We start from the raw sequence: 25,545 nt of genomic DNA, 5'->3' as shown, positions 1-25,545 counted from the left end.
TCGTAATTACAAGATTACTAGGCTTTCCATTAAGCTACTTTCTCAGGTTAAGAGCACTTTATAATAATTTACTTGTTTAATTGGATTCAGAACAGGATTTTCTTGAATGAGTATCTTTTAACAGTGTAGCTAAATGAGTTTTACGGACATGATGCGCGCTAAGGCTCCGTACAGCCTGTTCAAAGCGTGTTCTTGTGCCAACAACATGAAGTTCAAGTTCTGAACGCGTGATCGCTGTGTATAGCCAAGCTCTGTCTTGCATCTTAGTTTTGCCAAGGGCAACGATCACCCGTTTAAACTGTGAACCCTGCGCCTTATGCAAGGTGATGCAATAACCTGCATCAAGAGAGTCTAAAAGCGATTTAGTTAACGGTATATCTGCACCATTATCATCAAGCTGCACAATACCAAGGCTAGTTTCTGTTTGCTCAATAGATATCAGTTTGCCAAGGCTACCGTTCTGTACACCTGCTTCATAATTATTTTGAGTAAACAATACAGGATCATTTAAGCGCAGATCGGTTGTGAATTGATCGCCATATTCCATAAATTTAAGAATAGGGTTCGTTGCATTCAGCTGTGTTTGGCACTGTGTATTGACTTCAAGGGTGGTTTTCTTGGTCGCTGCGATAACTCTACTTTCGCTCGGATTTTGGCTATATAATTCGACACAGGTTTCAGTAACACAATCAAGCGCAACTTCATGGAAATGGATATTACCAATGGATAGCTCAGACGGTACTTGTCCCTGACACACTAGACGCGAATACTCCGGAATGCCTGTTGTAGCATCTTGTCGTTGCACAATATCCAGTTCGGTAGTCGTGATAACACCTGATTTCACAATATCAGCAAGGATCAAGCCTGAGCCTATTGGTGGTAACTGATTAGGATCACCGACAAACAAAAACCTTACGCTTGGATTAGTGTGAAGCACTATGCGGTACATCGTACCCAAATCGACCATACTTGCTTCATCAATGACCACAATACACTTAACATTATCCTCAATAGGATCATCCCTTAAAAATCTGGCTATTGTCGACGTTTCAAAACCGATACTTTGATGTAATCGCATGGAAGCCCTACCGGATAGCGCAATCGCTTTTATATCATATTTAAGCGCATGATATCCCCTTAAGACGGTACGTAATACGGTTGTTTTGCCTGTACCGGCGCCACCTGTAATGCACGACACACGTCTATCTAATGAAGAGCGGACGGCATCTACTTGTTTTTCAGCTAAAGGAAAGGGTAACTCTTGAGTTGCTATGTCGTAAGCCGTTAAAAGGGCTTGGCTTGTTGCATAAGAAGGCTGTTGAGCCAGTTTAAGTAATCGCTTAGCGACAACTTTTTCCATGATCAACAAAGAGGTATGATGATAACTACCCGTTTCGGGATTGATAATGTAAGTATGTTTTGCGTGACCACAAACCAATGCTTTATTGGTCAATTTGGTATCTTTCAATAAGCCTTGTACAACGGGTTTAATATTGTTTTGATATGCAACGGTATGACCGCCTTTACTCGCGTATTTTTTAAGAGCAAACTCGACGGCAGCTACCAAGCGTCTTTCATCCTCAAGTGTAACGTCAAAGCTCGCCTGTGCAATGTAATCTACTTGTTCAAAACTCATACCAAATGTGATTAATAGATAAGGATTCGTTTTAATTGCATCAATGGAACTTCCTTGATGGAACTTAAATAACCTGTGCTGAATTTGCGGTGATATTTTTCGGTCAGCAAACCAAGTGGCATACCTTAAATTAGCGTACTTTTCATAACCATCAAACAAGCTGTTAATGGCTTTATCAGTAAGTATTCCACGGAGTTTACTAGTATTTCTCGCGCCCAAAATGGAAAATATGCCTGAGCCAAAAGTAGACCAGAGTTCTCTAGCCTTGACCTCTCCAATTCCTTTGAAAGCAGCTTCTTTAGCAATAAAACGGATAAAGCTCTCACCGTCATGTGGCAAAGTTACTTCAAGTTTTTCTGGTTCGATAAAATGCAGCTCAGTGATAATAAAATCGCCGTGTGTCGCGTTACGGGATTCCATAACACCCGTAATACGCCAATGCTGACCTGTGACTGGCTCCATAGGCAAAATATCAGGCTTGCTTTTAACAACTACAATACATTTTGCAGTTTTAGCTTTGAAGCTACGAGTCTGTAGTGGAACACCACTAAAACAAACCCATTTCTTATCATATTGATACACACTGGTAACACGGAAATCCATTTTAGTCGTCATACATCGATTCCCATTTCCAAAAGCACTTCTGAAAGCTCTTCAAAGCGTTTCAAACGTGCTTCTAGCTCTAAGACCTTCTGCTCCAACTCTGCCACTCTTTTGGCTTCTCTGATACGCTGAGAAGCTGTTTTATCGTATTGTTTAGGCTCTGCCTTAGTAATTTTCGCTTTTTCACTCAGTTGAGGTAAGACGTTCCGCGCTCGCAAATCATCCTCAAGTGCTTGAAGGGCTGATTTTATCTGTGGGTTTTGATTAAGCGCAGACTTGCCAAAGCCACACACCTTAGCAATTTCACCTCGATTAAGACCGCCACGGAAAACAATTTGTCTAAACCCATCATCAGTCATGGTCGCTTGCCAGATGATAAATGAGCTTAGATTTTCTGTTGCTTTTTGCTGTCCGTTAGCCATTGGTTACCTCGTTTTTGAAATGCATATGTATATAATATCAACTACTTTTCAATAATACTAAGCTCTAACAGATAGTTGAGTAATTATCCAAATGAAAAATATAAGAGAGAATAACTGTTTTGTGACACTGTCACGAAGAGAATTTCTACTGATATGGATCCAAGTTTTTAGGTGCATAAATTTTTGTTTTTAGTGGTGCTATTTTACATCGTGTATAATATGCTATGTGCTAAATTAAAAATGCATATAGTAATTGTTTTTCTTTCACTCACTCACTTAAGCGTAATGTGCATTTTTTAGGGGGTTTAAAAATGATGGGGCTAAATTTTAATCAAGTTCAAGTGTTTGCTTTTCTGGCATTGATGGCGCAAATTACCGGTAAAAAAGCGGGAACGGCATATCATAAAATAGTTAATGCACATATTTATGAAGATCAATTTGAATTAATGCGTGATGTTCAATTAAAACGAACACCATTTGCTTCACCAAAATTAATAATTAATTCTAAAATACAGTCTTTAGAAGATCTCGAAACTTGGGTAACGATGGATGATTTTGAAGTTAGTGATTATCAATGTCATGAACCAATTAAATATCCCTTTTCGGTTTGAGGTCACTAATGATGTCTAAAAAAATCAAATTATCAAGGTCAAAAAAGTTACCTAGTTAGCAAAGTGATTTACTAAAAAATGGGCTTAAATAGAGAAAAAACAAAAACGCAACAAGACGTTTGAAAAAAAACTTTCTAACTTTTATGCTGATTTTTGTTCTAATATTCAACCTGAAGAAGAGGTCGTTTGTGAGTTGATTGCACAGGAAACTCGTCATTTAATGACGTTTATTTCCCGTAAGTCTTTTACTCAATGGCAACGTGAAGAACTTCATACTTGGATAAATGCTAATCTTGATTTTTTGACTGACCATCCCTTTTGCCCTGACAACCTTAGAAACGTTGTGCGTGGGGAATATTCAGAAGCACTACTTGAATCTGCGAAGTCTTTAGGTAGTGAGTTTGATGCTGTTGAAATTGATGAAATGCGAGATTTAGTCGAAGATATTTTTGATGAGGATAGAGAGTTTACCGATGAGCAGTTGAAAGCGTTTTTGCGTGATCCCGCTACTTTTCAGGCAGAGGTTGATCATTACTTAAATGATCAAGAATATTTCGATCCCGGTGATGATTTAGATGATCAGTTTGAAGATGATTTTTCTGAAGAGTATTTTTTCAATTCAGAGCAAAAGCAAGGTGAACTTAAACAGAAAAAGTTAAAGGATTTATTTAATGCCAGTCTGTTAAAAAAATATTTTAAAAGCCTTGCTAGTCGTTTGCATCCGGATAAAGAGTTAGACCTTACGCTAAAAGCGGGTTTAATGGTTAAGCTTGTCGAGGCCAAAAAGAAAAATGATGCTTTTGCAATTCTATCAATGTATCAACAATCTATTTGCAAGCCAAGTTGCATTAAAGCATGTTATTGATAATACAAAAACAATGAAGCCACTTAATGAAATGCTGTCGGAGCGTGTTAATAGTCGGAGAAATTCACCTTTTCAATATTTCGATGACCTAATGAAACTTTTTGAAAATAATTATTGAATGGGGTAACAAGGGGGGAATAAAGTGATTATAGGAAGTGAATCACAAAGATTTTGCTAGATTCTTTTTCCAACGTAGTTTAATTTCAATTGTATTCATAGTGAGATATACTTTATTTGATTTTATGTCAATAAAACGATTCCAATACAGCGGATCTCGCTGAAACTAAGAGGTTATTATTGTGCTAGAAGCTTATCGTAAACATGTCGCAGAACGTGCTGAACAAGGCGTTGTTCCACAACCTTTAAATGCTGAACAAACAGCTGCATTAGTTGAATTACTAAAAAGCCCACCACAAGGAGAAGAAGCATTCCTCCTCGACCTTTTAGAAAATCGTATTCCCCCCGGTGTTGATGAAGCTGCTTATGTAAAAGCTGGGTTTTTATCCGCTATTGCAGCCTCTGAAGTGGTATCGCCTATCGTTACTCCTGAACATGCCGTTAAATTATTAGGCACGATGCAGGGGGGTTACAATATTGAACCATTAATTACTCAACTTGATAATGAAGCGCTTGCGCCACTTGCAGTGGAAGCCTTATCACATACATTATTAATGTTTGATGCCTTTTACGATGTAGAAGAAAAAGCAAAAGCAGGTAATACTTTTGCTCAACAGGTTATTCAATCTTGGGCCGACGCTGAATGGTTTTTAAAGAAACCAGTTGTTGCTGAAAAGATAACGATGACTGTATTTAAAGTCACTGGAGAAACGAATACGGATGATTTATCGCCTGCGCCTGATGCATGGTCTCGTCCGGATATTCCGCTTCATGCGTTAGCGATGCTTAAAATTTCTCGCGATGGTATTGAAGCCGATGAAGAAGGTGTGGTTGGCCCGATTAAACAAATCGAAGCATTAAAAGAAAAAGGCCATCAACTTGTTTATGTTGGCGATGTTGTCGGAACAGGATCATCACGTAAATCAGCGACTAACTCTGTGCTTTGGTTTATGGGAGACGACATTCCCTATGCGCCTAATAAACGTGCTGGCGGCGTTTGTATTGGCGGTAAAATTGCACCAATTTTCTTTAATACAATGGAAGACTCAGGTGCACTACCGATTGAAATGGATGTAAATACCCTGAATATGGGCGATGTGATTGATATCTATCCATTTGAAGGCGTTGTTAAAAATCATGAAACCGGTGAAGTTATTTCTGAATTCACTTTAAAAACGAATATTATTCTTGATGAAGTTCGTGCTGGTGGCCGTATTCCACTGATTGTAGGTCGTGGTTTAACTGAACGTGCACGTAAGTCACTTTCCCTTGATGCTTCAACGGTTTTCCAACTAGCTGTTGAAACTGAAGCTTCTACAAAAGGTTATACACTGGCGCAAAAAATGGTCGGTAAAGCCTGTAATGTTGCAGGTATTCGTGCAGGACAATATTGTGAACCAAGAATGACCTCGGTTGGATCGCAAGATACGACAGGACCGATGACGCGTGATGAATTGAAAGATTTAGCGTGTTTAGGTTTCTCGGCTGATTTAGTGATGCAATCATTCTGTCACACCGCTGCTTATCCTAAACCTATTGATGTAAATACGCATCATACATTACCTGACTTTATTATGAACCGTGGTGGTGTCGCACTGCGTCCTGGCGACGGTATTATCCATTCGTGGTTAAACCGTATGTTATTGCCAGACACTGTTGGGACTGGCGGTGATTCCCATACACGTTTCCCAATTGGTATTTCTTTTCCTGCTGGATCTGGATTAGTGGCTTTTGCTGCAGCAACAGGTGTTATGCCATTAGATATGCCTGAATCTGTACTAGTACGATTTAAAGGTGAAATGCAACCGGGTGTTACGTTACGTGATTTAGTGAATGCCATCCCTTACCAAGCAATTCAAGATGGCCTATTAACCGTTGAGAAGAAAGGTAAGATTAATGTCTTCTCTGGTCGAGTGCTTGAAATTGAAGGACTACCAAAACTGAAAGTTGAGCAAGCATTTGAGCTTTCAGATGCATCTGCAGAGCGAAGTGCTGCGGGCTGTTCAATTAAGCTTGATAAAGAACCTATTATTGAATATTTAAATTCAAATATTGTCATGCTTAAATGGATGATTGCTGAAGGTTACGGAGACGTTCGTACTATTACACGTCGTATTGAAGAGATGGAAGCATGGTTAGCTGATCCTCAGTTAATGGAAGCGGATGAAGATGCTGAATACGCAGCTGTTATCGACATTAATTTAAATGATATTAAAGAGCCTATTGTTGCTTGTCCAAATGATCCCGACGATGTGAAATTATTGTCTGAAGTTGCGGGTGAAAAAATTGACGAAGTCTTTATTGGTTCATGTATGACGAATATTGGACATTTCCGTGCTGCTGGTAAATTGCTACAAAACTTTGGTGGAACTTTACCAACGCGTTTATGGGTTTCACCACCAACAAAAATGGATGCAAGCCAACTTTCTGATGAAGGTTATTACAGTATCTTTGGTAAAGTCGGTGCACGTACCGAAATGCCTGGGTGTTCACTCTGTATGGGGAACCAAGCACGCGTAGCGGATAAATCGACAGTCGTTTCTACTTCTACACGTAATTTCCCTAACCGTTTAGGTAATGGTGCGAACGTTTATTTGAGCTCTGCTGAATTAGCGGCAGTTGCTGCAATAGAAGGTAAACTACCAACGGTTGAAGAATATATGAAGTATGCAGGATCATTAGATGCGACTGCTGCAGACACATATCGTTATCTAAATTTTGATCAAATCAAAAATTATACCGATAAGGCTGATACCGTTATTGCGGTTAAAGACGTGTCATAATCTTTAAAAAGTGGTCATATTAATAAAAAAACTATTTTCATATGAAAATAGTTTTTTTTTATGTTTTTAAATTCCCCTCTTAAAAATCAAGCTATTAAAGTAGCATAAAGGGCACAGAAGTTGACGGTGCGGTCATATTACACAAAATGACTTGTTTTTTTACCTAAAATTGATATTGTACACATGAATAAAAACAATTAGAGACTGATTTAACAGTCCGATAACCAAAATTTTAACAATTAAAATTCAATATAATAGGCGGGTGCTCTTATGTTAGAAAAAAGTTTAGTGGTGGGCGAGTTCCACATCGATACAAGTCAAAATAGCTTGATTCATGGTCGTCGTAAAGTTTATTTAGGTCCTTTACGTACTTCTCTTTTACATTTTTTATGTAAAAATGTAAATACCGTTGTAACGCGTGAAGATCTTGCTCAATATGTATGGGGTCGTTTAGTGACTGACCATACAATTAATCAACATATTTCTCAATTACGTAAAAGTATTGGGACATTAAGTTTACATGGTTTGAATATTTCAACTATTCCTAAGCGTGGCTATATTGCACGCATGGAAGGTGTTGGCGCTCCTGCTGATAGCCAAGTTTCTCCTATTTCTAAAGGTGAAAGTGCGGCAAATGAAATCAATTCAATGAAGGTATTGGTTGTTGAAGCTGAAGCTGCAGAACGTATTCAATTAATTGAGCAATTAGAATCAATTGATGTTGCTTACGTTGAAGGTGTTGCTACAACAATTGAAGCTGAACGTTCAGTTGCATTGCAAGATTTTGACCTTATCATTGTTGATTCTTTACTCGCAGATAATGCGGGAATTGAATTAGTTAAACGTATTCGTACGGGTCAAACATCAGCGGCAGCAGATATCAGTATTCTAAGTTCACATTTTGAATTACAACGTGAATTATTAGGTTTGAATTGTCTATTTGATATTCAAGGTTTATTGCTTAAACCATTTGAAGAAAGCCGTTTAAAACAAATGCTAATGGTTGCAAACAAATCTAATGTGGTATTAAAACCGCAAGCAGCTTATGAACTTGTTCCTGTTGATGTACTAGAAACAGCTGTTCAAGCGAAAGCAATTAACGAATAAGTTATCTATTTTTAATATTTAGATAAACTAAAAAGCCTTTAGTGGGAACACTAAGGGCTTTTTGTTGTCTGTTTACTTATAATGCCACTCATTAATAATTAGGTGAGCTATCTTTCTCGCGAAAATTAAGTCACATATTTAATACAGTTGGTTTATTATAAAGTTAATATTATTTGTATAAGGAATTAAAGATGATTTATGCAATTGCCACCAGTGAAAAAAAGCTTTCTCATAAATTTTCAAAAACAGAGCTATTCACTTTTTACAATGAAGAGAATAAAGAAATTGGTGTTTATAAGAACCCCGCCTTAGAAGGTAAAGGCTGTTCTTCTAAACAATCAATTATAGAACTTTTTAATAAAATGCATTGTGATGGTGTTATCGTTCGAAAAATCGGAGAGAACACACTTTCTCGTTTATTAAATGCGGGTATTCAAGTTGAACAGGGGAATACTCGTCATACAACGGAAGAGTTACTTGAAAATGCACGTTTACATACAAGTCCTTTAACTCGTCCGGAGCAAGGCGTTAAAAGCAAAGGTAGTCGTTGTAGTACTCATTAATTGGGAGGAATTATGGAATTTATTATCGCATTTGTTATTTTTTTATTAGTTGTTGTTGCGATGGCGATTGGTGTCATTATGGGTGGTAAACGCATTCAAGGCAGTTGTGGTGGACTTTCTAGTGTGGGAATCGAAAAAAGTTGTGACTGTGAAACCGTGTGTGATGAACATAAACCTACTTTATACCAAATTCAAGAGCCAACTAAATAGCTCAAAGGTAGCTGTCAGTTTTTAGCCTGTCAGCTATCAGTTTTTTATTTTTGATATTCTCTTGCTTCTTACATCATCCCTGAGATGTATCTTCTTCGTTATCATCTTAACTCCTCTGTTACCCCCGAGGTATTTTGATCGGGGTGCTCTTAACACGAGTCAACCCAAACATACTTAGTTTTTCTTTTACTGATGTCTGATAGCTAAAAACTAATCGCTGCTTTTTCCTTTTATTCATCTAATTTTTACTCTATACTGATTTTTCTTGTCGGAGTGCCTTAGGGCTGAGACTGCTTTTAATAAGCGGGATCCGTGGAACCTGATTGGGTTAGTACCTACGAAGGGAACAAGGTGAAGTCACTATTCATGTGATCTTTATACTTTCCACTATTTTTCGACAAGCACTCTTTTTCACTTTAAAAGGTAAAGAATGCTATGTCTACTCAAGTAAATACAAATCTAAAAACGACTAATCGTCATGGCTTATCACGCAAAGAATCGCGTCAAGCTGCGCAAGATTATATCCATAATTTAAATAATGAATCCTACCCTAATTCTGAAAAAATATTTATCAAGGGAGTACTTCATCCAATCAAAGTGGCAATGCGCCAAATTCATCAAAGTGACACCGCTATTGGTGACGATGAACACAATCCAAGTGTTGAAAAAAACGAACCTATTCCTGTTTATGATACTTCAGGTCCCTATACTGATTCAAAAGTACAAATTGATGTGCACCTTGGTTTAGATAAGCTACGCCATAGTTGGATTACTGCACGTGATGATAGTGAAACATTAAGTGGGGTATCTTCAGAATTTGCACTAAAACGCCTAAATGATAATAAATTAGATGAATTACGTTTCGCTCATTTAGCTAAGCCTTTACGTGCTAAAAAAGGGAAAATTGTTACTCAAATGCATTATGCACGTCAGGGAATTATTACGCCTGAAATGGAATACGTTGCGATTAGAGAAAATATGGGGCGCGAACGGATAAAAAATACAGATTTACATTCTCAGCATAAGGGCCATAGTTTTGGTGCGCATTTACAGGAAAATATCACACCTGAATTTGTACGCAGTGAGATTGCGCGTGGTAGAGCGATTATTCCCGCCAATATAAATCATCCTGAATTAGAGCCAATGATTATCGGGCGTAATTTTTTGGTTAAGGTTAATGCGAATATTGGTAATTCTTCGGTGAGTTCTTCCATTGAAGAAGAAGTTGAGAAACTTGTTTGGTCGACATTGTGGGGCGGCGATACGGTTATGGATTTATCAACGGGCCGCAATATTCATGAAACACGAGAATGGATATTACGTAATTCCCCTGTGCCTATTGGTACAGTTCCTATTTATCAAGCACTTGAAAAAGTGAATGGGATTGCTGAAGACCTATCGTGGGAAGTTTTTCGAGATACCTTGATCGAACAAGCAGAGCAAGGCGTGGATTATTTTACGATCCATGCGGGTGTATTATTACGTTTTGTGCCGATGACTGCTAAACGTCTAACGGGAATTGTCTCGCGAGGCGGTTCTATTATGGCCAAATGGTGTTTATCACATCATAAAGAAAACTTTGCCTATCAATATTTCCGTGAAATTTGTTTGATTTGTCAGCAGTATGATGTGTCATTGTCGCTTGGCGATGGTTTGCGTCCTGGTTCTATTGCAGATGCTAATGATCAGGCTCAGTTTGCAGAATTAGAAATTTTAGGTGAGCTCAGTAAGATCGCCTGGGAGCATGATGTTCAGGTGATTATTGAAGGTCCTGGCCATATTCCGATGCAAATGATCAAAGAAAATATGGATAAACAGTTAGAAGACTGCTTTGAAGCACCATTTTATACATTAGGCCCTTTAACGACGGATATTGCCCCTGGTTACGATCATATCACATCGGCTATTGGTGCAGCACAGATAGGCTGGTACGGATGTGCAATGCTGTGTTATGTCACCCCAAAAGAACATTTAGGTTTACCGAATAAGGATGACGTAAAAACGGGATTGATTACTTATAAATTAGCTGCTCATGCTGCCGATTTAGCAAAAGGCCATCCCGGTGCTCAAATTCGTGATAATGCATTATCTAAAGCGCGATTCGAGTTTCGTTGGGAAGATCAGTTTAATTTAGGGTTAGATCCAGTCACAGCTAGAGAATTTCATGATCAAACCCTGCCACAAACTTCAGGTAAAGTCGCTCATTTTTGTTCCATGTGTGGGCCTAAATTCTGCTCAATGAAAATTACTCAGGATGTGCGTGATTATGCAAAACAATTAGAAGATGGAGATATATCGATAAAGTTATTAGATGAAACCATCACAATGTCTGCTGAGCAAGGCATGCAGGAAAAAGCAAAACAGTTTAATGAAAGCGGCGCTGAAATATATCAACCTGCGATTGTAAAAATAGAAGAGGTATAAATGAACCCTATCGTTTGGACAATTTCAGCGTCGGATCCTATTGGTAGGACTGGGATTCAAGCTGATCTCCTTACTATAAATGATCTAGCTGGAGAACCATGCTCTGTGATTAGCGCTATTGCGATTGCGGAACTTGGCGTGTTCGAATCAATTTCTGAAGATGTTTTTATTCAGCAATTGGATGGTTTAGCAAAAACTAACCCAGCAAAAGTGATTAAAATCGGGCAGTTAGCTAATATTGAGCAAGTACAGATTCTTGCAGAAAAATTAGCGATGTATAAGCAGACTTGGGAAGTGCCCCCTTTTATTATTTATGATCCCGTTGCTATCGTGGAATCGGAGCATAATATTGTTGAGCCCAGCATTATTGAACAAATTAAAAATAAGTTATTGCCATTGATTGATCTGCTAACTTTAAATGCCCGTGAAGTGTTTATTTTATCAGGTCATGCATTACTCACTGGCGAATCCTGTAAGCCGGCTGCACTTGCGCTAATATCATTGGGTTGTAAAAGTGTATTAATTAAAGGGGGGAACTTTGATTTAATCGAGAACAGATGTATTGATTATTGGACTGATGGACAAAGAGAAATTGTATTAAGTAGTGAACGTTTAAAAAATACATTTGGTTTGGGACTAGGCGCTATTTTAGCGAGTGCGATGGCGGCTGTTATCGCGCAACATTATTTTATTGACGATGCTTTTGTCCTTGCTAAGGCATATTTAAACCAACGATTAAAGTCAGCCCAAATAAACAAAAGTGCAAAGTTAGTCAATATTGGCTGGCCTGTTTCATTGTCTGATTTCCCCGAAGTTGTTTTTCCTGAATCGAAAGCGGGTTATGAATTTGATTTATCAGGTTGTTTAGAGGCGGGCGCTGAATTTTTATCCTGTGATACCAGTAAACTTGGACTTTACCCTGTAATAGACAGTATTGAGTGGTTAGAAAAAGTATTAATGCTTGGCGTTAAAACCGTTCAATTACGTATTAAAGATAAATCACCTGCAGATGTTGAGCAACAAATAGTACAAGCGATTGCATTAGGACAGAAATACAAGGCGCGTTTATTTATAAATGACTATTGGCAACTTGCAATAAAACATGGTGCCTATGGTGTGCATTTAGGGCAAGAAGATATTCAATCGGCAGATTTAGCGATGATTTCTGACGCGGGGTTACGATTAGGCATTAGTACCCATGGTTATTTTGAAATGTTATGCGCTAAACAACTTAAGCCCAGTTATATCGCACTTGGACATATTTTTGAAACTCAAACTAAAGACATGCCTTCTGAACCACAGGGAGTGGAGCGATTGAAAAAATATGTCAATTTATTGAATGGTATACCAACCGTTGCAATTGGTGGCATTAATTTGCAGCGTGCTGAGCAAGTCTGTGCCACGGGCGTGGGGAGTATCGCCGTTGTGAGTGCAATAACCAAAATAGATGACCCCGAGGTTGCTATTAATGCTTTTAAGGAGGTTATTGAACAGACAAAACGATAAGGTTAAAGTTGGTTGATAATTGATTTTTATAGGAAATAACATAGTGACTACATTATTAAGCTATGACTTTTTATCTCTGAGTACTAGTATTAAAACTAAGTGAACGGAATGAACGGAATGAAGGGAAATGCTATTTTCAGAAATGGATTTAGCACTAAAAATTACCTGCGGGACTAAAGTCCCATGTCCGGATATTAGTTTGGCATTTAGCCTGTAGGGTGTGCAGTGCGCACCATGGTTTTGCTTTTAGTATTGTTTCGGATTCAGGACTTTAGTCCTGCGGTTTTGGTTTAAAAGTTAACCGTTGGATTTAGCACTAAAAAGAACCTGCGGGACTGAAATCCCATGTCCGGATATTGGCTTGGCATTTAGCCTGTAGGGGGTGCTTTTAGTATTGTTTAGGATTCAGGACTTTAGTCCTGCGGTTTTAAGCTTAAAATAAAAATCAAATTATCAATATAAATTTTAATTATTCAATAGGGGAAGGTCATGCTCAATGATGCTGAAATGTTACGTTATAGCCGTCATATTTTGTTAGATGAAATTGGCGAATTAGGGCAAAAAGATCTTAAGAATTCTCATGTGCTTATTATTGGTGCGGGAGGATTAGGCTCTCCTGCGGCTTTATATCTCGCGGCTGCTGGTGTCGGATCTTTAGTTATTGCAGATTTCGATACTTTAGATGTCAGCAATTTGCAAAGACAGATTATTTATCAAACGGGAGATATTGGCTCGGACAAAGTTGTGTTGATGAAGAATCGTTTACAAAGTTTGAACCCTGAAATTCGCATAAGAACCATTAATCAAGAAATGGATGAAGAGCAGCTATTACTTGAATTAATGATGACCAATTTAGTATTAGATTGTACTGATAATTTAGAAAGTCGTCGGTTGATCAATCGAGCCTGTGTTAAAGCTAAAGTACCTGCAATTATAGGTGCGGCAATTCAAATGCAAGGACAACTGATGTTTTTTGATCATAGAGAAGATGATTCAGCTTGTTATCAGTGTCTATTTCCCGACGGGGAGGAACAACAGCTTAATTGCACTAATGCCGGTGTGTTAGGCCCTGTTGTTGGCACAATTGGTTCTCTTCAGGCATTAGAAGCGATTAAATATATTACTGGAGTGCCTTCCGGTGTGAAAAATAAATTAAAACTGTTCGATGGTAAAACCTTGGATTGGCAAACCTTTACTATCGGTAAAGACCCCGAATGCCCTGTATGTGGACAAAAAAATGAATGTAGTTATTAATGAAAATAAGTTAGAAATTACGACAGGAAGTAATATAGAACAACTTTTGGTTAGCTTAGACAAGCCACTTACTGGCTCAGCACTTGCGGTTAATCAAAAGATTATTAGAAAACAGGATTGGGCTAAATATATCCTTTGTGAAGGTGATCAGATTTCCCTTTTTCAAGCTATCGCAGGAGGGTAAGTTATGTTGTATACGCAAATGCAGACAGATGATCCATTAGTTATTGCCGATAAAATTTTTTCTTCTCGATTATTGACAGGTACCGGTAAGTTTAATGATCAACAAACAATGGTCGAGTCTTTACGGATTTCACAGTCAGAATTAGTCACCATGGCTTTGAAACGTATTGATATGAAAAATAAAGATGATGATATTCTCGCGCCATTAATTAAAAATGGTTTAAATTTATTGCCGAATACATCGGGAGCGCGAAATGCTAAGGAAGCGATTTTTGCTGCTCAATTAGCCCGTGAAGCATTGCAAACCAATTGGGTGAAACTAGAAATTCATCCCGATCCAAAATATCTATTACCAGATCCCATTGAAACCCTAAAAGCAGCTGAGGTATTAGTCAAAGAAGGTTTTGTCGTTTTGCCTTATGTTCATGCCGATCCCGTTTTATGTAAGCACTTACAATCAGCTGGATGTGCGGCTGTTATGCCACTTGGTGCGCCAATCGGTTCAAACAAAGGGATTAAAACATTAGATTTTCTACAAATTATTATTGAACAAGCAATGATTCCCGTGATTGTTGATGCTGGCATTGGTAGCCCATCTCATGCAGCACTGGCCATGGAAATGGGGGCTGATGCGGTTTTAGTGAATACGGCGATTGCCGTTGCGAACAATCCTATTGCCATGGGAGAAGCTTTTGCAAAAGCGGTTCAAGCCGGACGTCAAGCATATCTTGCTGGTTTAGCAGGACGCTCCAATCATGCTATCGCATCGAGTCCATTGACTGCCTTTTTAGAAGCTGAATTCGTTTAGGAGAGTGAGATGAATTTTAGTGATCAAATAAAACAATACAACTGGGATGAGATTCATGATTCTATTTACCAAAAAACAACGAGGGATGTAGAGCGAGCATTAACAAAATCACGTTTAACGTTAGACGATTTTAAAGCATTAATTTCACCTGCGGCAGAACCCTTCTTAGAGCAGATGGCACAAAAATCCCAACAACTTACTCAGCAGCGTTTTGGTAAAACCTTACAATTTTATTTACCTCTTTACCTATCGAATACGTGCAGTAATATTTGTACCTATTGTGGATTTTCAATGCATAACCGTATCCGTCGTACTACCTTAGATTTAATGCAGGTTGAGGAGGAGTGTCGGGCAATTAAAGCAATGGGTTATGAACATATTTTATTGGTAACGGGAGAATCTAAAAATGTTGGGGTAGATTATTTCAAGCGTGTTTTACCGATTATTAGACGTTATTTTTCCCATATTACGATTGAAATCCAACCATTAAATCAGGATGAGTACCAAGTGTTAATCGGAGAGGGGGTTGATGCCGTATTGGTTTATCAGGAAACCTATCATGCGAATACCTATGCTGAACATCATTTAAAAGGTAAGAAAACCGATTTTAATTATCGCCTAGATACACACGATCGTCTTGGTCGAGCTGGCATCGATAAAATGGGATTAGGTTGTTTGATTGGTCTTGAGGAGTGGCGTACCGACTGTTTTTACGTTGCTGCACATCTTCAGTATTTAGAAAAAAAATATTGGCAAAGTCGTTACACTCTCTCCTTCCCAAGATTACGACCCTGTGCGGGGGGATTAGCTGTGAAATCAGAAATGAGTGATAAACAGTTGGTACAGCTCATTTGTGCTTATCGATTGTTTAATTCGGAGGTTGAACTCTCAATTTCAACCCGCGAGTCAGAGCATTTTAGAAATCATATTTTACCCTTAGGCATTACGTCTTTAAGTGCAGGCTCAAGTACGCAACCAGGCGGGTATGCAAAAGAATCCGATAAAGCATTAGAACAATTCGCTATTTCCGATGAACGCTCGCCAGTTGAAATGGTCGAGTTAGTTAAATCGCAGGGATACGAAGTCGTGTGGAAAGATTGGGACCATTGCCTACGATAAACAACTTAGTGGTGAAATAAATCGTTAGCTTTATTATCAGAATCAGGATTTCAGTCCTGTGGGTTTGGTTTTTATTGTATTTAGTGTTTAACAGGTTGATTGTTATTATCAGAAAAATGGTCAGAATTAGACAGATTGTAGAGAGGTGCTTTTTAGATTTTTATGCTTATGCCCTTAACTCAGGTAAAGCAGAATAGAATTAAAATCATTAAAAAATGCACCACAGAGGACACTGAGTTAAAAGAGAAAAACACAAAATGAGCAATAATTAGTTTATAACATATTATTTTAGTATTTTCTTCGTGTAGCGCACAGTACCTCTGTTAATGAATGCGAACCGAAAAGCAGTGTCGCAGTCACATGAAGTGCGTGTGGTAGTACTTTTAAGCTTTTTACAAAAATAGCGTGAGTAATCTACAGAAGCATGTAGGTTTTTTCTGGCATGACAGTTTCTGCTTACTTTACTGAGTGCTATGTTAGAATATTTACGTAACCCATAAACAAGTTGTAAAACAATATCCTACTTTGGAATACTTATGCCTGATAACGAATTACACGATGACCAAGAAATTTATGCAACTTTGGTTGAGATTAATCAAGAGCCAACAGAGTTGTATAAAATATTAAAATTCGAACATATTGTTTCTGGTGGTGGTGAAGCAAAGCAGATTATTGCCGAAGGTTATGTATATGTAAACGGCGAGGTAGAAACGCGTAAACGGAAAAAAATATACAGTGGTGATCTTATTTATTTTAATGAGCAATATTTTCAAGTTGTATTAAAAGGTACTGCTGATGACTATGAAATAGTTGAGCAAGTGAATCAGTCATTAGACAAACCATTAGAAAAATTAGAAACGAAACCAAGTAAAACTAAAAAAGAACGTAAACCAATTAGCTTTTAGTGATTTAATTCACATATTATTTGTATTACAATAATTTGCCGTAGGCTAGATCTAGCTAATCCCCAGTAAAACAGTCGGTTATCCACTTCTTGCCTGTGCTTATATCACTTATATACCTTCATATTTTATGTGATATTACCTTTTCAAAAATTTATTTTTTTAATTAAGGATGGATAATATGTTACAAAGATCTAAGGCCTTAAGCGTCCCCCTGACGTTTTTTGCTGTTTTATTTTCCCCCAATCTATTTGCCAATACGAATGACGCTTTTAATTTAACCAATAGTGGTATTGGATACACCGCGATTCTTCTTTTTGCGATTGCTTATTGTCTTGTGATGCTTGAAGACGTAATTCATATGCGTAAATCTAAACCGGTTATTATTGCCGCTGGTTTTATCTGGGCCATGATTGGTTATTATTATTCACAAAATGGTATGGGGCCTGAAGCGGAAGAAGCATTTCGCAGTAATTTGTCAGAATACGCCGAGTTATTTTTCTTTTTATTAGTTGCCATGACCTATATTAATGCCATGGAAGATCGTCAATTATTTGATGCGCTACGTGCTTGGATGGTTAATAAAGGTTTTTCATTGCGTTTGGTTTTTTGGTTAACGGGATTTTTAGCTTTTTTCATTTCACCCGTTGCAGATAACCTAACCACAGCTTTGTTAATGTGTGCCATTGTGATGAAAGTTGGACGAGATAATAAAAAGTTTATTACTCTAGCTTGCATTAATATTGTTATTGCTGCTAATGCAGGAGGCGCATTTAGTCCCTTTGGTGATATCACTACATTAATGGTTTGGCAGAGTGGGGTTGTTGAGTTTAATGGTTTCTTCGATCTCTTTATTCCTTCGTTAGTTAACTTTTTAGTACCTGCAATTATCATGAGTTTGTTTGTGTCTAAAGAAATGACACAGGGAGATGGCGAAGTTGCTCATATGAAACGAGGTGCAAGACGTATGGTTGCTTTATTTCTTGCAACGATTTGTTGTGCTGTTTTAGGTCATTCCCTTCTAGAAATGCCACCGGTGTTAGGAATGATGACGGGGTTAGGATTCTTACAATTATTCGCATTTTTCCTACGGAAAACACAAGATCGCTACTATACGGTTGCCATCGCAAATTCTGCGGATGAAGATGAGCATCAACGTTTACGTGATCTCGGTTCTTCTGTGCCCTTTGATATCTTTAATAAAGTGGCAAAAGCGGAATGGGATACCTTGCTGTTTTTTTATGGGGTCATGGTCTGTGTCGGCGGTTTAGGGTTTATTGGTTATTTAAGCATGGTATCGGAAGCAATGTATGGTAATTGGAATCCAACCTATGCCAATGTGTTAATTGGCGTGCTTTCATCCATTGTTGATAATATCCCCGTTATGTTTGCAGTGTTAAGCATGCATCCCGATATGAGTACTGGCCAATGGTTATTAGTCACATTAACAGCAGGTGTTGGCGGTAGTTTACTTTCAATTGGTAGTGCTGCTGGCGTTGCCTTGATGGGACAAGCCCGTGGTATATATACCTTTGGTGCGCATATCAAGTGGACTCCTGTTATTGTGCTTGGTTATATCGCCAGTATTGTCGTTCATTTATGGATAAATTCTGCGTTATTTTAAGATGATGATAGGTAAAGGTCCAAGACTGTAACGGTACAGTACAGTGCTAGATTTTTTAGTTCGTATTTGCGATTCTAAATTTCAGTCTTGTGGTTGGTTTGGTGTTTTAAGTTTTGGAATTCAGGGCTTTAGTTCTGTGGCTTTGTCCTTAATATAGAGCCGGCTTCTATTGCTGAATAACGTGTGTGACAGAAGTCTCATTCCGATAGATAGTTGCTGAGATTTTCAGTGTAAATTTAAGTTATCTACCCTCTAAAATATAAAATTAATATTATTTTTTAGTTATTAAAAAGCACTGTTAGAAGTGATGAGCAATATTCAATGTTAACTACTAGCGAATATTTTGTTATTTATCTGAATATGAAGTAACTATGTTGATTAATGCTAATTGCTTTTCAAAACAGGCTTGATGGAGGCAAGTATTAAGGCGATTGCTTTTCTATCTAATACAGAATAACTCTTGTACATTTCTTGTTTAATTGCTCGTCTATTAGAAAAATCTTAAACTGAGTGATCAAACCCTAAAAGTACTTAATTATGGCTTGCATAGATGATGCTTTTTTGAGAATCTTCGCCTACGCAAGTTAATTAGGTGCAGATATATTATTATGTGTTAGAATTTTTATTAGTGGAAATTCGGTTAAATACACATCATAATACTGTGTGCTGAACAACTTTCACACTACACTTTATATTAATTTAATAAGTCATAAACTTTTTAAAGAGATGTGGAGTGGAAAGTTTTTGATCGCTTATTCAGTTATACTTTTTTCTCCTAGGGAAGGGGTATATAAGATGAAGCATAATATATATAAAATGAAGGAATATTAAACATGAAAAAAGTACAACAAGGTTTTACATTAATCGAGCTATTGATTGTTATTGCAATCATCGGTATTTTGGCTGCGGTTGCATTGCCTGCTTACCAAACTTATACTGCTAAAGCTAAATTCTCTGAAGTTGTTTTAGCGACAAGTTCAGTTAAACAAGCACTGGAAGTTTGTGCGCAAATTGATGATGCTTATAATGGCTGTACTGCTGCTACTCAAGCCGTATCTGGGGCAGCAGGTGGAGAATATGTTGATTCAGTTGCTATTACTGCAAGTGGAGCAACTTCAACAACTATTGAAGCTAAAGCTGTTAGTGCGAATGGATTAGATGGTGAAACTTACATTTTAATTGGTGCTAATACTAACGGCGCAACTAAATGGACTGTAAGTGGTAGCTGTGTCACTAATGCTTTATGTGACTAGATGACAACTCTTAATATTAGCGGCCTAGCTTCAAGTTTGGCCGCTCGTAGTTTACTTCCCTACGACAAACTTCAAAAAATAACATCTGCTGCTGCTAATGAAAATAAATCATTGGTAAGTTACTTGGTGGAAAATAATTTTATTGATAGTTTAGCCCTCGCGCAATTCTGCGAAACTGAATATGGTATTCCTCTATTAGATTCCGATACCCTTGATTTGGAAAATATTCCAGACAAGTTTATTAATGCTAAGTTAATAGAGAAGCATCATGTGTTGCCCGTCTATGTCCAGCAGAAAACCCTATATATTGCTATGTCTGATCCGACCAATGTTTCCGCATTGGAAGATTTTGGTTTTAGTTTTTCCATGCACACGGAAGCACTGCTAGTTGAAGAAGGTGCGCTTAATAAAGCTATTGAAGCATTATTAGAAGACGATGTCTCTGCATTGGGAGAAATGGGCGATATCGATGATATTGAAGTCGATGAGTCGGATTCTCGTTTAGATGAAGATCAAGATGGCGATGATGATGCGCCGATTGTGAAATATATTAACAGTATTTTAATTGATGCGGTACGTAAGGGAGCATCGGATTTACACTTTGAACCCTATGAAAAAAGCTATCGTGTACGCTTTCGTGTCGACGGTATTCTTCATCAAGTGGCTACACCGCCCGTTAACTTAGCTAACCGCTTTTCGGCGCGCCTTAAGGTTATGTCTAAATTAGATATTGCAGAACGTCGTCTACCTCAAGATGGACGTATTAAGCTTAAAATATCCAATAAACGTAATGTCGATTTACGTGTGAGTACTTTACCTACCATGTGGGGGGAAAAAGTGGTTATGCGTATCTTGGATTCCTCCGCTGCAAGCTTAGATATTGACCGATTAGGATATTCCGATGAACAGAAAGATAAATATTTAAACGCATTACAGAAACCTCAGGGGATGATTTTAATTACCGGACCAACAGGGAGTGGTAAAACCGTTTCGCTTTATACTGGATTAAATATTCTAAATACTGTTGAGCGTAATATTTCTACTGCCGAAGATCCCGTTGAAATAAATTTAGCAGGTATTAATCAGGTACAAATTAATATTAAAGCGGGCTTAACCTTTGCTTCTGCGTTACGTTCATTTCTACGTCAAGATCCTGATATTGTGATGGTCGGGGAGATTCGAGATTTAGAAACTGCTGAAATTGGTATTAAAGCAGCTCAGACAGGGCATTTAGTATTATCTACTTTGCATACAAATTCTGCAGCGGAAACCTTAACGCGTTTGTTAAATATGGGCGTACCTGCTTTTAATATTGCTTCTTCTGTCTCATTGATTATCGCACAACGACTTTCTCGTCGCTTATGCAATGAATGTAAAACAGAAGAGCAGTATGCTCCCGATGAGTTAAGAAATATTGGTTTTACTGAGCAACAAATTGCTGAGGGTAAACCACTTTATAAACCTGTTGGTTGTACTAAATGCACTGATGGATATAAAGGCCGTGTCGGTATTTATGAAGTAATGCAAATGAGCGATAGCATTGGACGTATTATTTTAGATAATGGTAATGCCATGGAAATTGCAGATTTGGCTCAGCAAGAGGGGATGTATACTCTGCGTCAATCTGCGATTCAACAAGCAATCAATGGTGTTACTAGTTTAAATGAAGTTACTCGTGTGACTTAATGAATAAGGTTTACTCAGTATATTAACAGAAGCGGGACTAACGTCCCGTTTTGTGTATTTGTTGGTTATTTGGTTGGGTATTAAAACAACGAGTGGGACTGAAGTCGCATTTTCGGTAGTTGTGCTGTAATGAGATGTTTTAAGTTTTTCGGATTCGGGGTCTTAGTCCTGTGGCTTTGTTTTTTTGTCGGTTTCGGTATTTTAAAGCAACGGGCGGGACTTCAGTCTGAGAGATCCCCACAGGATTATTCATAAAAACTTTCCTCAATAAGCGCTGAAAATGCGCTTATTAGCAATTCTTCAGAAATATCATATTCTTTATGATTTATTATTCGCCGTCCAAGAAAAACATAAGATAATACTCGTTTTCTTTTGGTTGTATTTGCTTGAAAGTGTCGCTGGAATCCTTCTGTCTCTGCCGCTCGGCCGATCATAAGTAGATAAAAAAGAGCAAGCATTGCAATTAATAAAATAACCTGGAGTCTTTCAATATTTTTACTTCTGCTGCGCTTTAACCCCATACCATAATATTCATTTTTACAATCTCGAAAAGACTCCTCAATCCCCATTCTACGTCGATATAGATTAACTAATTGATGTGGGGGATATTTATTTTCAGGTAAATTAGAAACCAAAAACCAGGGCTCTTTAGCTGTTTAATATTGGTCGAATCTTTCGTGACAACACCTTTTCTATTTAACTTTTTACGTTGCATATTTTTGCCTTTAAATAAAACTCCTCGGCAAGGAAATTTATTCGACTTTGATAAAATAACTGGCGGTAGCTGAAGCGCTTTTCCGGTCGCTTTATTATGATGTTGATGGACTGCCATCCAATCACGTTCGCCTTCAAGTTGGCATTTTACTTCGCCCCTAGTTCGGGCAAGCCAATACCATCCATATGATTCAATGCCTTTAAACCACGGCACTTTAAATCCTGCATCCGTACATATTATAGGTACTACACACGAAGGTAATATTTTTGCTAGATTTGATAGGAAAATACTATGTGCAAGATGACTCCCATGTTTTTCCTGAGGGTAAACTTCTTCATAAATAGTTATTGCTCGCCCATCAACACTTACCGCAGCTCGTAACATCACAAAGTTGTAGTTATATACACTTGACCAGTCAACATGAATAAGAGGATATTTAATGCAGGCAAAGTAACTTGCAATCATTTGATAATATTTACACCTAACGTTATGCAATTTAGTGTTTTTTAGAAGGCGATCTACTCGTTTTATGGAATGTTTTTCACTGCTACGATTTAACTCTCCTGCATTTCTGCCCATAGCCGTCAGCGATAGTTCGCTACCATGTGCAACAGAATTTACGCAAGAAAGTAATGAAGTTGAAATGCGAGGATCTAAAGTTGTTGAATCAAGAGTAAATAAATCTGATAATACTTTCATAGTGTTTGAATTTGATTGTTTATGATTTTGTGGTGAAACATATACTATCAAATTTCAAACACTTACCTAATTTTTCTGTGGGGATTCCTCAGACTGAAGTCCCATGTCCGGTGGTTGGTTTGTAATTAGGTGTTTTAGGCTTTGTAGGATTCAGGACTTTAGCCCTGCGGTTTTGAACTTAATATTGAGAGGCTACATATGAAATACAATCATTTAATGCATCTCGATATTGCAGACCATTATCAATTTATAACTACCTTGATCTGTCTCAACAAGGTGCTTATTTGAATGGTGATGTTTTGTTGTTTCTAAGTGATTATCTAAAAGAAGCCAACTCTGAACTTTATGATTTGAGTGCCTTTGCAATTATGCCTAATCACATACATTTACTTGTAAAACCTTTGCTTAAATTGGCGCCGATGATGCAGAGAATAAAAGGTCAAAGTGCAATTAAAATTAATCGCCTATTAGGCCATAGTGGTACGTTTTGGGCTGCAGATTATTTTGATAAAGCAGTTAGGGATGAAAAACACTACCGAGTGGTTTATCACTATATTAAAAACAATCCTTTAAAGTTAGTTGAAAATTGTGATGTTAGATTCTATGGAATTCATGAACAGTGATTGTTTTATTGTTATAGTGCAATATTAGAGCTTTAGAAGTTGAGAAGTTTAGATTTTTGTAGCTAGAATTTTAGTCCTATTATCTGGTTCGGTATTTTAAAGCAACATACGGGACTGAAGTCCCATGTCCGGTGGTTGGTTTGTAATTGAATGTTTCAAGTTTTTCAGATTCGGGACTTTAGCCCTGCTGTTTTGGTTTTATCTGTTTAGATTAATATTTTAAAACAACATGCGGTACTGAAGTCCCAAGTCTGGTGAATTGGTTTGGTGTTTTAAGTTTTTCGGATTCAGGACTTTAGTCCTGCGGTTTTGTTTTTTTGTTTGGCTGGTATTTTAAAACAACGAGTGGGACTGAAGTCCTATGCCCGATAATAGTTCGAATTTAGAACATTATGTACGTTTCCGGTAATGATTTTTGTTAAGTTTATTAACATTATTTTTAGATTAAAATAAAGTTTATGCTTTATTTTACAATGCAGTATTTACATATAATTAAGGAATAATTATGGCTGAAAAGAAAAAGTCTAAATCGAAGGCACCAGCTATTCATACTTTTAAATGGAAAGGGTTTAACCGTAAAGGTGGTAAAGTTACAGGTGAAATTCAAGGCGAAACGGTTCATGAAGCCAAGGCTGAATTACGTAAGCAAGGTGTAAATGTAACTAAAATAGCGAAAAAACCGAAACCATTATTTTCTATGGGAGATAAAATAGTTCCTATGGATATTGCGGTTGTTTCAAGACAGATCGCGACAATGCTTGGAGCTGGGGTGCCATTAGTGCAAAGCTTGCAATTAATCGCAAAAAGCAATGAAAAAGCATCACTAAGAACATTAATGACATCAATTGGTGAAGAAGTTTCAACGGGGACACCGTTATCTAAAACCTTACGGCAACACCCTCGTTATTTTGATGACTTATATTGCGATTTAGTCGATGCGGGTGAACAATCCGGTGCATTAGAAACTATTTATGATCGGATTTCTATTTATAAAGAGAAGTCTGAAGCTTTAAAATCGAAAATTAAAAAAGCCATGTTTTACCCTGCGGCTGTTTTAACAGTTGCTGGAATTGTAACGACAATACTTTTATTATTTGTAATTCCACAATTTAAAGATATATTCGAAGGTTTTGGCGCTGAATTACCTGCGTTTACTTTGTTTGTTTTGGGTATTTCCGATTTAATGCAAAAATATTGGTATGTTGCGTTTGGTGTTGTAATGCTTTCTATTTTCTTATTTAGGCGGGCACACCGTTCATCGGAAAATGTACGAAATAATACTGATAAGTTTGTATTAAAAATTCCGGTTATTAGCACAATTCTTGATAAAGCGGCAGTCGCACGTTTTGCTCGTACTTTATCGACTACCTTTGCCGCTGGTATTCCTTTAGTGGACGCACTTATTTCCGCTTCGGGAGCGTCGGGTAATTATGTTTACCGTACTGCGATTAATAATATCCGTACTGAGGTGATGGCCGGGATGCAAATGAATGTGGCAATGAAGACCACGACGGTATTTCCTGATATGGTCGCACAAATGGTAATGATTGGGGAGGAGTCGGGGGACTTAGATGGAATGTTAACTAAAGTTGCAGATATCTATGAGCAGCAGGTTGATGATGCAGTGGATGCCTTAACAACATTATTAGAGCCTATGATTATGGTTATCTTGGGTGTTGTGGTTGGTGGCTTAATTGTGGCAATGTATTTGCCTATCTTCCAATTAGGTAGTGTAATTGGTTAAAGCCTTTATTTATGAGCTTTTTGCTGTGAGGTTGATACTCGCAGCTTATTGTTATTAAGCTAATTATTGAATTCTAGATATAAAAAAA

The 25,545-nt window shown here is 37.6% G+C and carries 21 protein-coding genes, 1 pseudogene and 1 riboswitch; of the genes and pseudogenes, 18 read left to right on the top strand and 4 right to left on the bottom strand.

All coding sequences use genetic code 11. The features are described from left to right. Window positions 1-76 precede the first annotated feature (76 nt). Window positions 77-2,251, bottom strand: a complete 2,175-nt coding sequence (locus ACR30L_RS17500) for an AAA family ATPase (RefSeq protein WP_435235516.1) — start codon at window positions 2,249-2,251, stop codon at window positions 77-79. Then, window positions 2,248-2,661: a VPA1267 family protein gene (locus ACR30L_RS17495; RefSeq protein WP_435235515.1), complete on the bottom strand. Its 414-nt coding sequence runs from the start codon at window positions 2,659-2,661 to the stop codon at window positions 2,248-2,250. Before ACR30L_RS17495 ends, ACR30L_RS17500 begins: the two co-directional genes overlap by 4 nt. A 314-nt stretch (window positions 2,662-2,975) precedes the next feature. Between ACR30L_RS17495 and ACR30L_RS17490 the strand changes: the two are divergent. The 16 genes and pseudogenes from ACR30L_RS17490 to pilB all read left to right on the top strand — a co-directional run. Beyond that, window positions 2,976-3,272, top strand: a pseudogene (locus ACR30L_RS17490) (thymidylate synthase); the annotation flags it as partial. A 220-nt stretch (window positions 3,273-3,492) separates the two neighbouring features. After that, window positions 3,493-4,137 (top strand): hypothetical protein, encoded by a 645-nt coding sequence (locus tag ACR30L_RS17485; protein WP_435235514.1) that lies wholly within the window; start codon window positions 3,493-3,495, stop codon window positions 4,135-4,137. 299 nt (window positions 4,138-4,436) lie between these two features. After that, a complete protein-coding gene (gene acnB / locus ACR30L_RS17480; protein WP_435235513.1) occupies window positions 4,437-7,037 on the top strand; it encodes a bifunctional aconitate hydratase 2/2-methylisocitrate dehydratase in 2,601 nt (866 codons plus the stop codon). Between the two features lie 270 nt (window positions 7,038-7,307). Beyond that, on the top strand, window positions 7,308-8,144 hold the full coding sequence (locus tag ACR30L_RS17475; RefSeq protein WP_435235512.1) for a winged helix-turn-helix domain-containing protein: 837 nt from the start codon (window positions 7,308-7,310) through the stop codon (window positions 8,142-8,144). Window positions 8,145-8,335: 191 nt separating this feature from the next. Then, window positions 8,336-8,707: a NifB/NifX family molybdenum-iron cluster-binding protein gene (locus tag ACR30L_RS17470; RefSeq protein ID WP_435235511.1), complete on the top strand. Its 372-nt coding sequence runs from the start codon at window positions 8,336-8,338 to the stop codon at window positions 8,705-8,707. A gap of 12 nt (window positions 8,708-8,719) precedes the next feature. After that, window positions 8,720-8,917: a (Na+)-NQR maturation NqrM gene (nqrM, locus tag ACR30L_RS17465; protein ID WP_435235510.1), complete on the top strand. Its 198-nt coding sequence runs from the start codon at window positions 8,720-8,722 to the stop codon at window positions 8,915-8,917. A 259-nt stretch (window positions 8,918-9,176) separates the two neighbouring features. Then, a riboswitch (TPP riboswitch) is annotated at window positions 9,177-9,280 on the top strand. Window positions 9,281-9,352: 72 nt separating this feature from the next. Next, window positions 9,353-11,341, top strand: a complete 1,989-nt coding sequence (gene thiC, locus ACR30L_RS17460) for a phosphomethylpyrimidine synthase ThiC (protein ID WP_435235509.1) — start codon at window positions 9,353-9,355, stop codon at window positions 11,339-11,341. Next, entirely contained in the window at window positions 11,342-12,847 is a 1,506-nt protein-coding gene (gene thiE, locus ACR30L_RS17455) for a thiamine phosphate synthase (RefSeq protein WP_435235508.1), read from the top strand. Window positions 12,848-13,336: 489 nt separating this feature from the next. Next, on the top strand, window positions 13,337-14,101 hold the full coding sequence (locus tag ACR30L_RS17450) for a HesA/MoeB/ThiF family protein (protein ID WP_435235507.1): 765 nt from the start codon (window positions 13,337-13,339) through the stop codon (window positions 14,099-14,101). Then, on the top strand, window positions 14,085-14,285 hold the full coding sequence (gene thiS, locus ACR30L_RS17445) for a sulfur carrier protein ThiS (RefSeq protein WP_435235506.1): 201 nt from the start codon (window positions 14,085-14,087) through the stop codon (window positions 14,283-14,285). The genes ACR30L_RS17450 and thiS overlap by 17 nt, the downstream gene beginning before the upstream one ends. A gap of 3 nt (window positions 14,286-14,288) precedes the next feature. Then, window positions 14,289-15,092, top strand: a complete 804-nt coding sequence (locus tag ACR30L_RS17440) for a thiazole synthase (RefSeq protein ID WP_435235505.1) — start codon at window positions 14,289-14,291, stop codon at window positions 15,090-15,092. 9 nt (window positions 15,093-15,101) lie between these two features. Further along, a complete protein-coding gene (gene thiH / locus ACR30L_RS17435) occupies window positions 15,102-16,211 on the top strand; it encodes a 2-iminoacetate synthase ThiH (RefSeq protein WP_435235504.1) in 1,110 nt (369 codons plus the stop codon). A gap of 536 nt (window positions 16,212-16,747) precedes the next feature. Beyond that, a complete protein-coding gene (locus tag ACR30L_RS17430; RefSeq protein ID WP_435235503.1) occupies window positions 16,748-17,116 on the top strand; it encodes an RNA-binding S4 domain-containing protein in 369 nt (122 codons plus the stop codon). A 178-nt stretch (window positions 17,117-17,294) separates the two neighbouring features. Then, on the top strand, window positions 17,295-18,737 hold the full coding sequence (gene nhaD, locus ACR30L_RS17425; protein ID WP_435235502.1) for a sodium:proton antiporter NhaD: 1,443 nt from the start codon (window positions 17,295-17,297) through the stop codon (window positions 18,735-18,737). A gap of 833 nt (window positions 18,738-19,570) precedes the next feature. Then, window positions 19,571-19,990, top strand: coding sequence for a pilin (locus ACR30L_RS17420; RefSeq protein ID WP_435235501.1), 420 nt, complete (start codon window positions 19,571-19,573; stop codon window positions 19,988-19,990). After that, window positions 19,991-21,676: a type IV-A pilus assembly ATPase PilB gene (pilB, locus tag ACR30L_RS17415; protein ID WP_435235500.1), complete on the top strand. Its 1,686-nt coding sequence runs from the start codon at window positions 19,991-19,993 to the stop codon at window positions 21,674-21,676. It abuts the gene before it with no gap. A gap of 245 nt (window positions 21,677-21,921) precedes the next feature. Here the strand turns inward: pilB and ACR30L_RS17410 are convergent, their stop codons facing one another. Both ACR30L_RS17410 and ACR30L_RS17405 read right to left on the bottom strand, forming a co-directional pair. Beyond that, complete coding sequence (locus tag ACR30L_RS17410; RefSeq protein ID WP_435235499.1) at window positions 21,922-22,311, bottom strand: transposase; 390 nt, start codon at window positions 22,309-22,311, stop codon at window positions 21,922-21,924. Further along, complete coding sequence (locus ACR30L_RS17405; RefSeq protein ID WP_435235498.1) at window positions 22,266-23,090, bottom strand: IS4 family transposase; 825 nt, start codon at window positions 23,088-23,090, stop codon at window positions 22,266-22,268. Before ACR30L_RS17405 ends, ACR30L_RS17410 begins: the two co-directional genes overlap by 46 nt. Before the next feature lie 284 nt (window positions 23,091-23,374). Between ACR30L_RS17405 and ACR30L_RS17400 the strand changes: the two genes are divergently transcribed. After that, a complete protein-coding gene (locus tag ACR30L_RS17400) occupies window positions 23,375-23,713 on the top strand; it encodes a transposase (protein ID WP_435235497.1) in 339 nt (112 codons plus the stop codon). A gap of 505 nt (window positions 23,714-24,218) precedes the next feature. Further along, complete coding sequence (locus ACR30L_RS17395) at window positions 24,219-25,457, top strand: type II secretion system F family protein (protein WP_435235496.1); 1,239 nt, start codon at window positions 24,219-24,221, stop codon at window positions 25,455-25,457. The last annotated feature ends 88 nt before the right edge of the window (window positions 25,458-25,545 follow it).

Origin of the sequence: Psychromonas saccharinae, assembly GCF_051201515.1 — a bacterium.
In the GTDB taxonomy this organism is placed as follows: Bacteria; Pseudomonadota; Gammaproteobacteria; order Enterobacterales; family Psychromonadaceae; genus Psychromonas.
The sequence above is the reverse complement of the archived record's forward strand: the minus strand, read 5'-3'. Positions and strand labels throughout refer to the sequence as shown.

What these genes read in the sequence shown, in the direction of transcription:
- ACR30L_RS17500 (WP_435235516.1), bottom strand. Translation starts at nt 2,251, where the DNA reads ATGACGACTAAAATGGATTTCCGTGTTACCAGTGTGTATCAATATGAT.
- ACR30L_RS17495 (WP_435235515.1), bottom strand. Translation starts at nt 2,661, where the DNA reads ATGGCTAACGGACAGCAAAAAGCAACAGAAAATCTAAGCTCATTTATC.
- ACR30L_RS17485 (WP_435235514.1), top strand. Translation starts at nt 3,493, where the DNA reads ATGACGTTTATTTCCCGTAAGTCTTTTACTCAATGGCAACGTGAAGAA.
- ACR30L_RS17475 (WP_435235512.1), top strand. Translation starts at nt 7,308, where the DNA reads ATGTTAGAAAAAAGTTTAGTGGTGGGCGAGTTCCACATCGATACAAGT.
- ACR30L_RS17470 (WP_435235511.1), top strand. Translation starts at nt 8,336, where the DNA reads ATGATTTATGCAATTGCCACCAGTGAAAAAAAGCTTTCTCATAAATTT.
- nqrM (WP_435235510.1), top strand. Translation starts at nt 8,720, where the DNA reads ATGGAATTTATTATCGCATTTGTTATTTTTTTATTAGTTGTTGTTGCG.
- thiC (WP_435235509.1), top strand. Translation starts at nt 9,353, where the DNA reads ATGTCTACTCAAGTAAATACAAATCTAAAAACGACTAATCGTCATGGC.
- thiE (WP_435235508.1), top strand. Translation starts at nt 11,342, where the DNA reads ATGAACCCTATCGTTTGGACAATTTCAGCGTCGGATCCTATTGGTAGG.
- ACR30L_RS17450 (WP_435235507.1), top strand. Translation starts at nt 13,337, where the DNA reads ATGCTCAATGATGCTGAAATGTTACGTTATAGCCGTCATATTTTGTTA.
- thiS (WP_435235506.1), top strand. Translation starts at nt 14,085, where the DNA reads ATGAATGTAGTTATTAATGAAAATAAGTTAGAAATTACGACAGGAAGT.
- ACR30L_RS17440 (WP_435235505.1), top strand. Translation starts at nt 14,289, where the DNA reads ATGTTGTATACGCAAATGCAGACAGATGATCCATTAGTTATTGCCGAT.
- thiH (WP_435235504.1), top strand. Translation starts at nt 15,102, where the DNA reads ATGAATTTTAGTGATCAAATAAAACAATACAACTGGGATGAGATTCAT.
- ACR30L_RS17430 (WP_435235503.1), top strand. Translation starts at nt 16,748, where the DNA reads ATGCCTGATAACGAATTACACGATGACCAAGAAATTTATGCAACTTTG.
- nhaD (WP_435235502.1), top strand. Translation starts at nt 17,295, where the DNA reads ATGTTACAAAGATCTAAGGCCTTAAGCGTCCCCCTGACGTTTTTTGCT.
- ACR30L_RS17420 (WP_435235501.1), top strand. Translation starts at nt 19,571, where the DNA reads ATGAAAAAAGTACAACAAGGTTTTACATTAATCGAGCTATTGATTGTT.
- pilB (WP_435235500.1), top strand. Translation starts at nt 19,991, where the DNA reads ATGACAACTCTTAATATTAGCGGCCTAGCTTCAAGTTTGGCCGCTCGT.
- ACR30L_RS17405 (WP_435235498.1), bottom strand. Translation starts at nt 23,090, where the DNA reads ATGAAAGTATTATCAGATTTATTTACTCTTGATTCAACAACTTTAGAT.
- ACR30L_RS17395 (WP_435235496.1), top strand. Translation starts at nt 24,219, where the DNA reads ATGGCTGAAAAGAAAAAGTCTAAATCGAAGGCACCAGCTATTCATACT.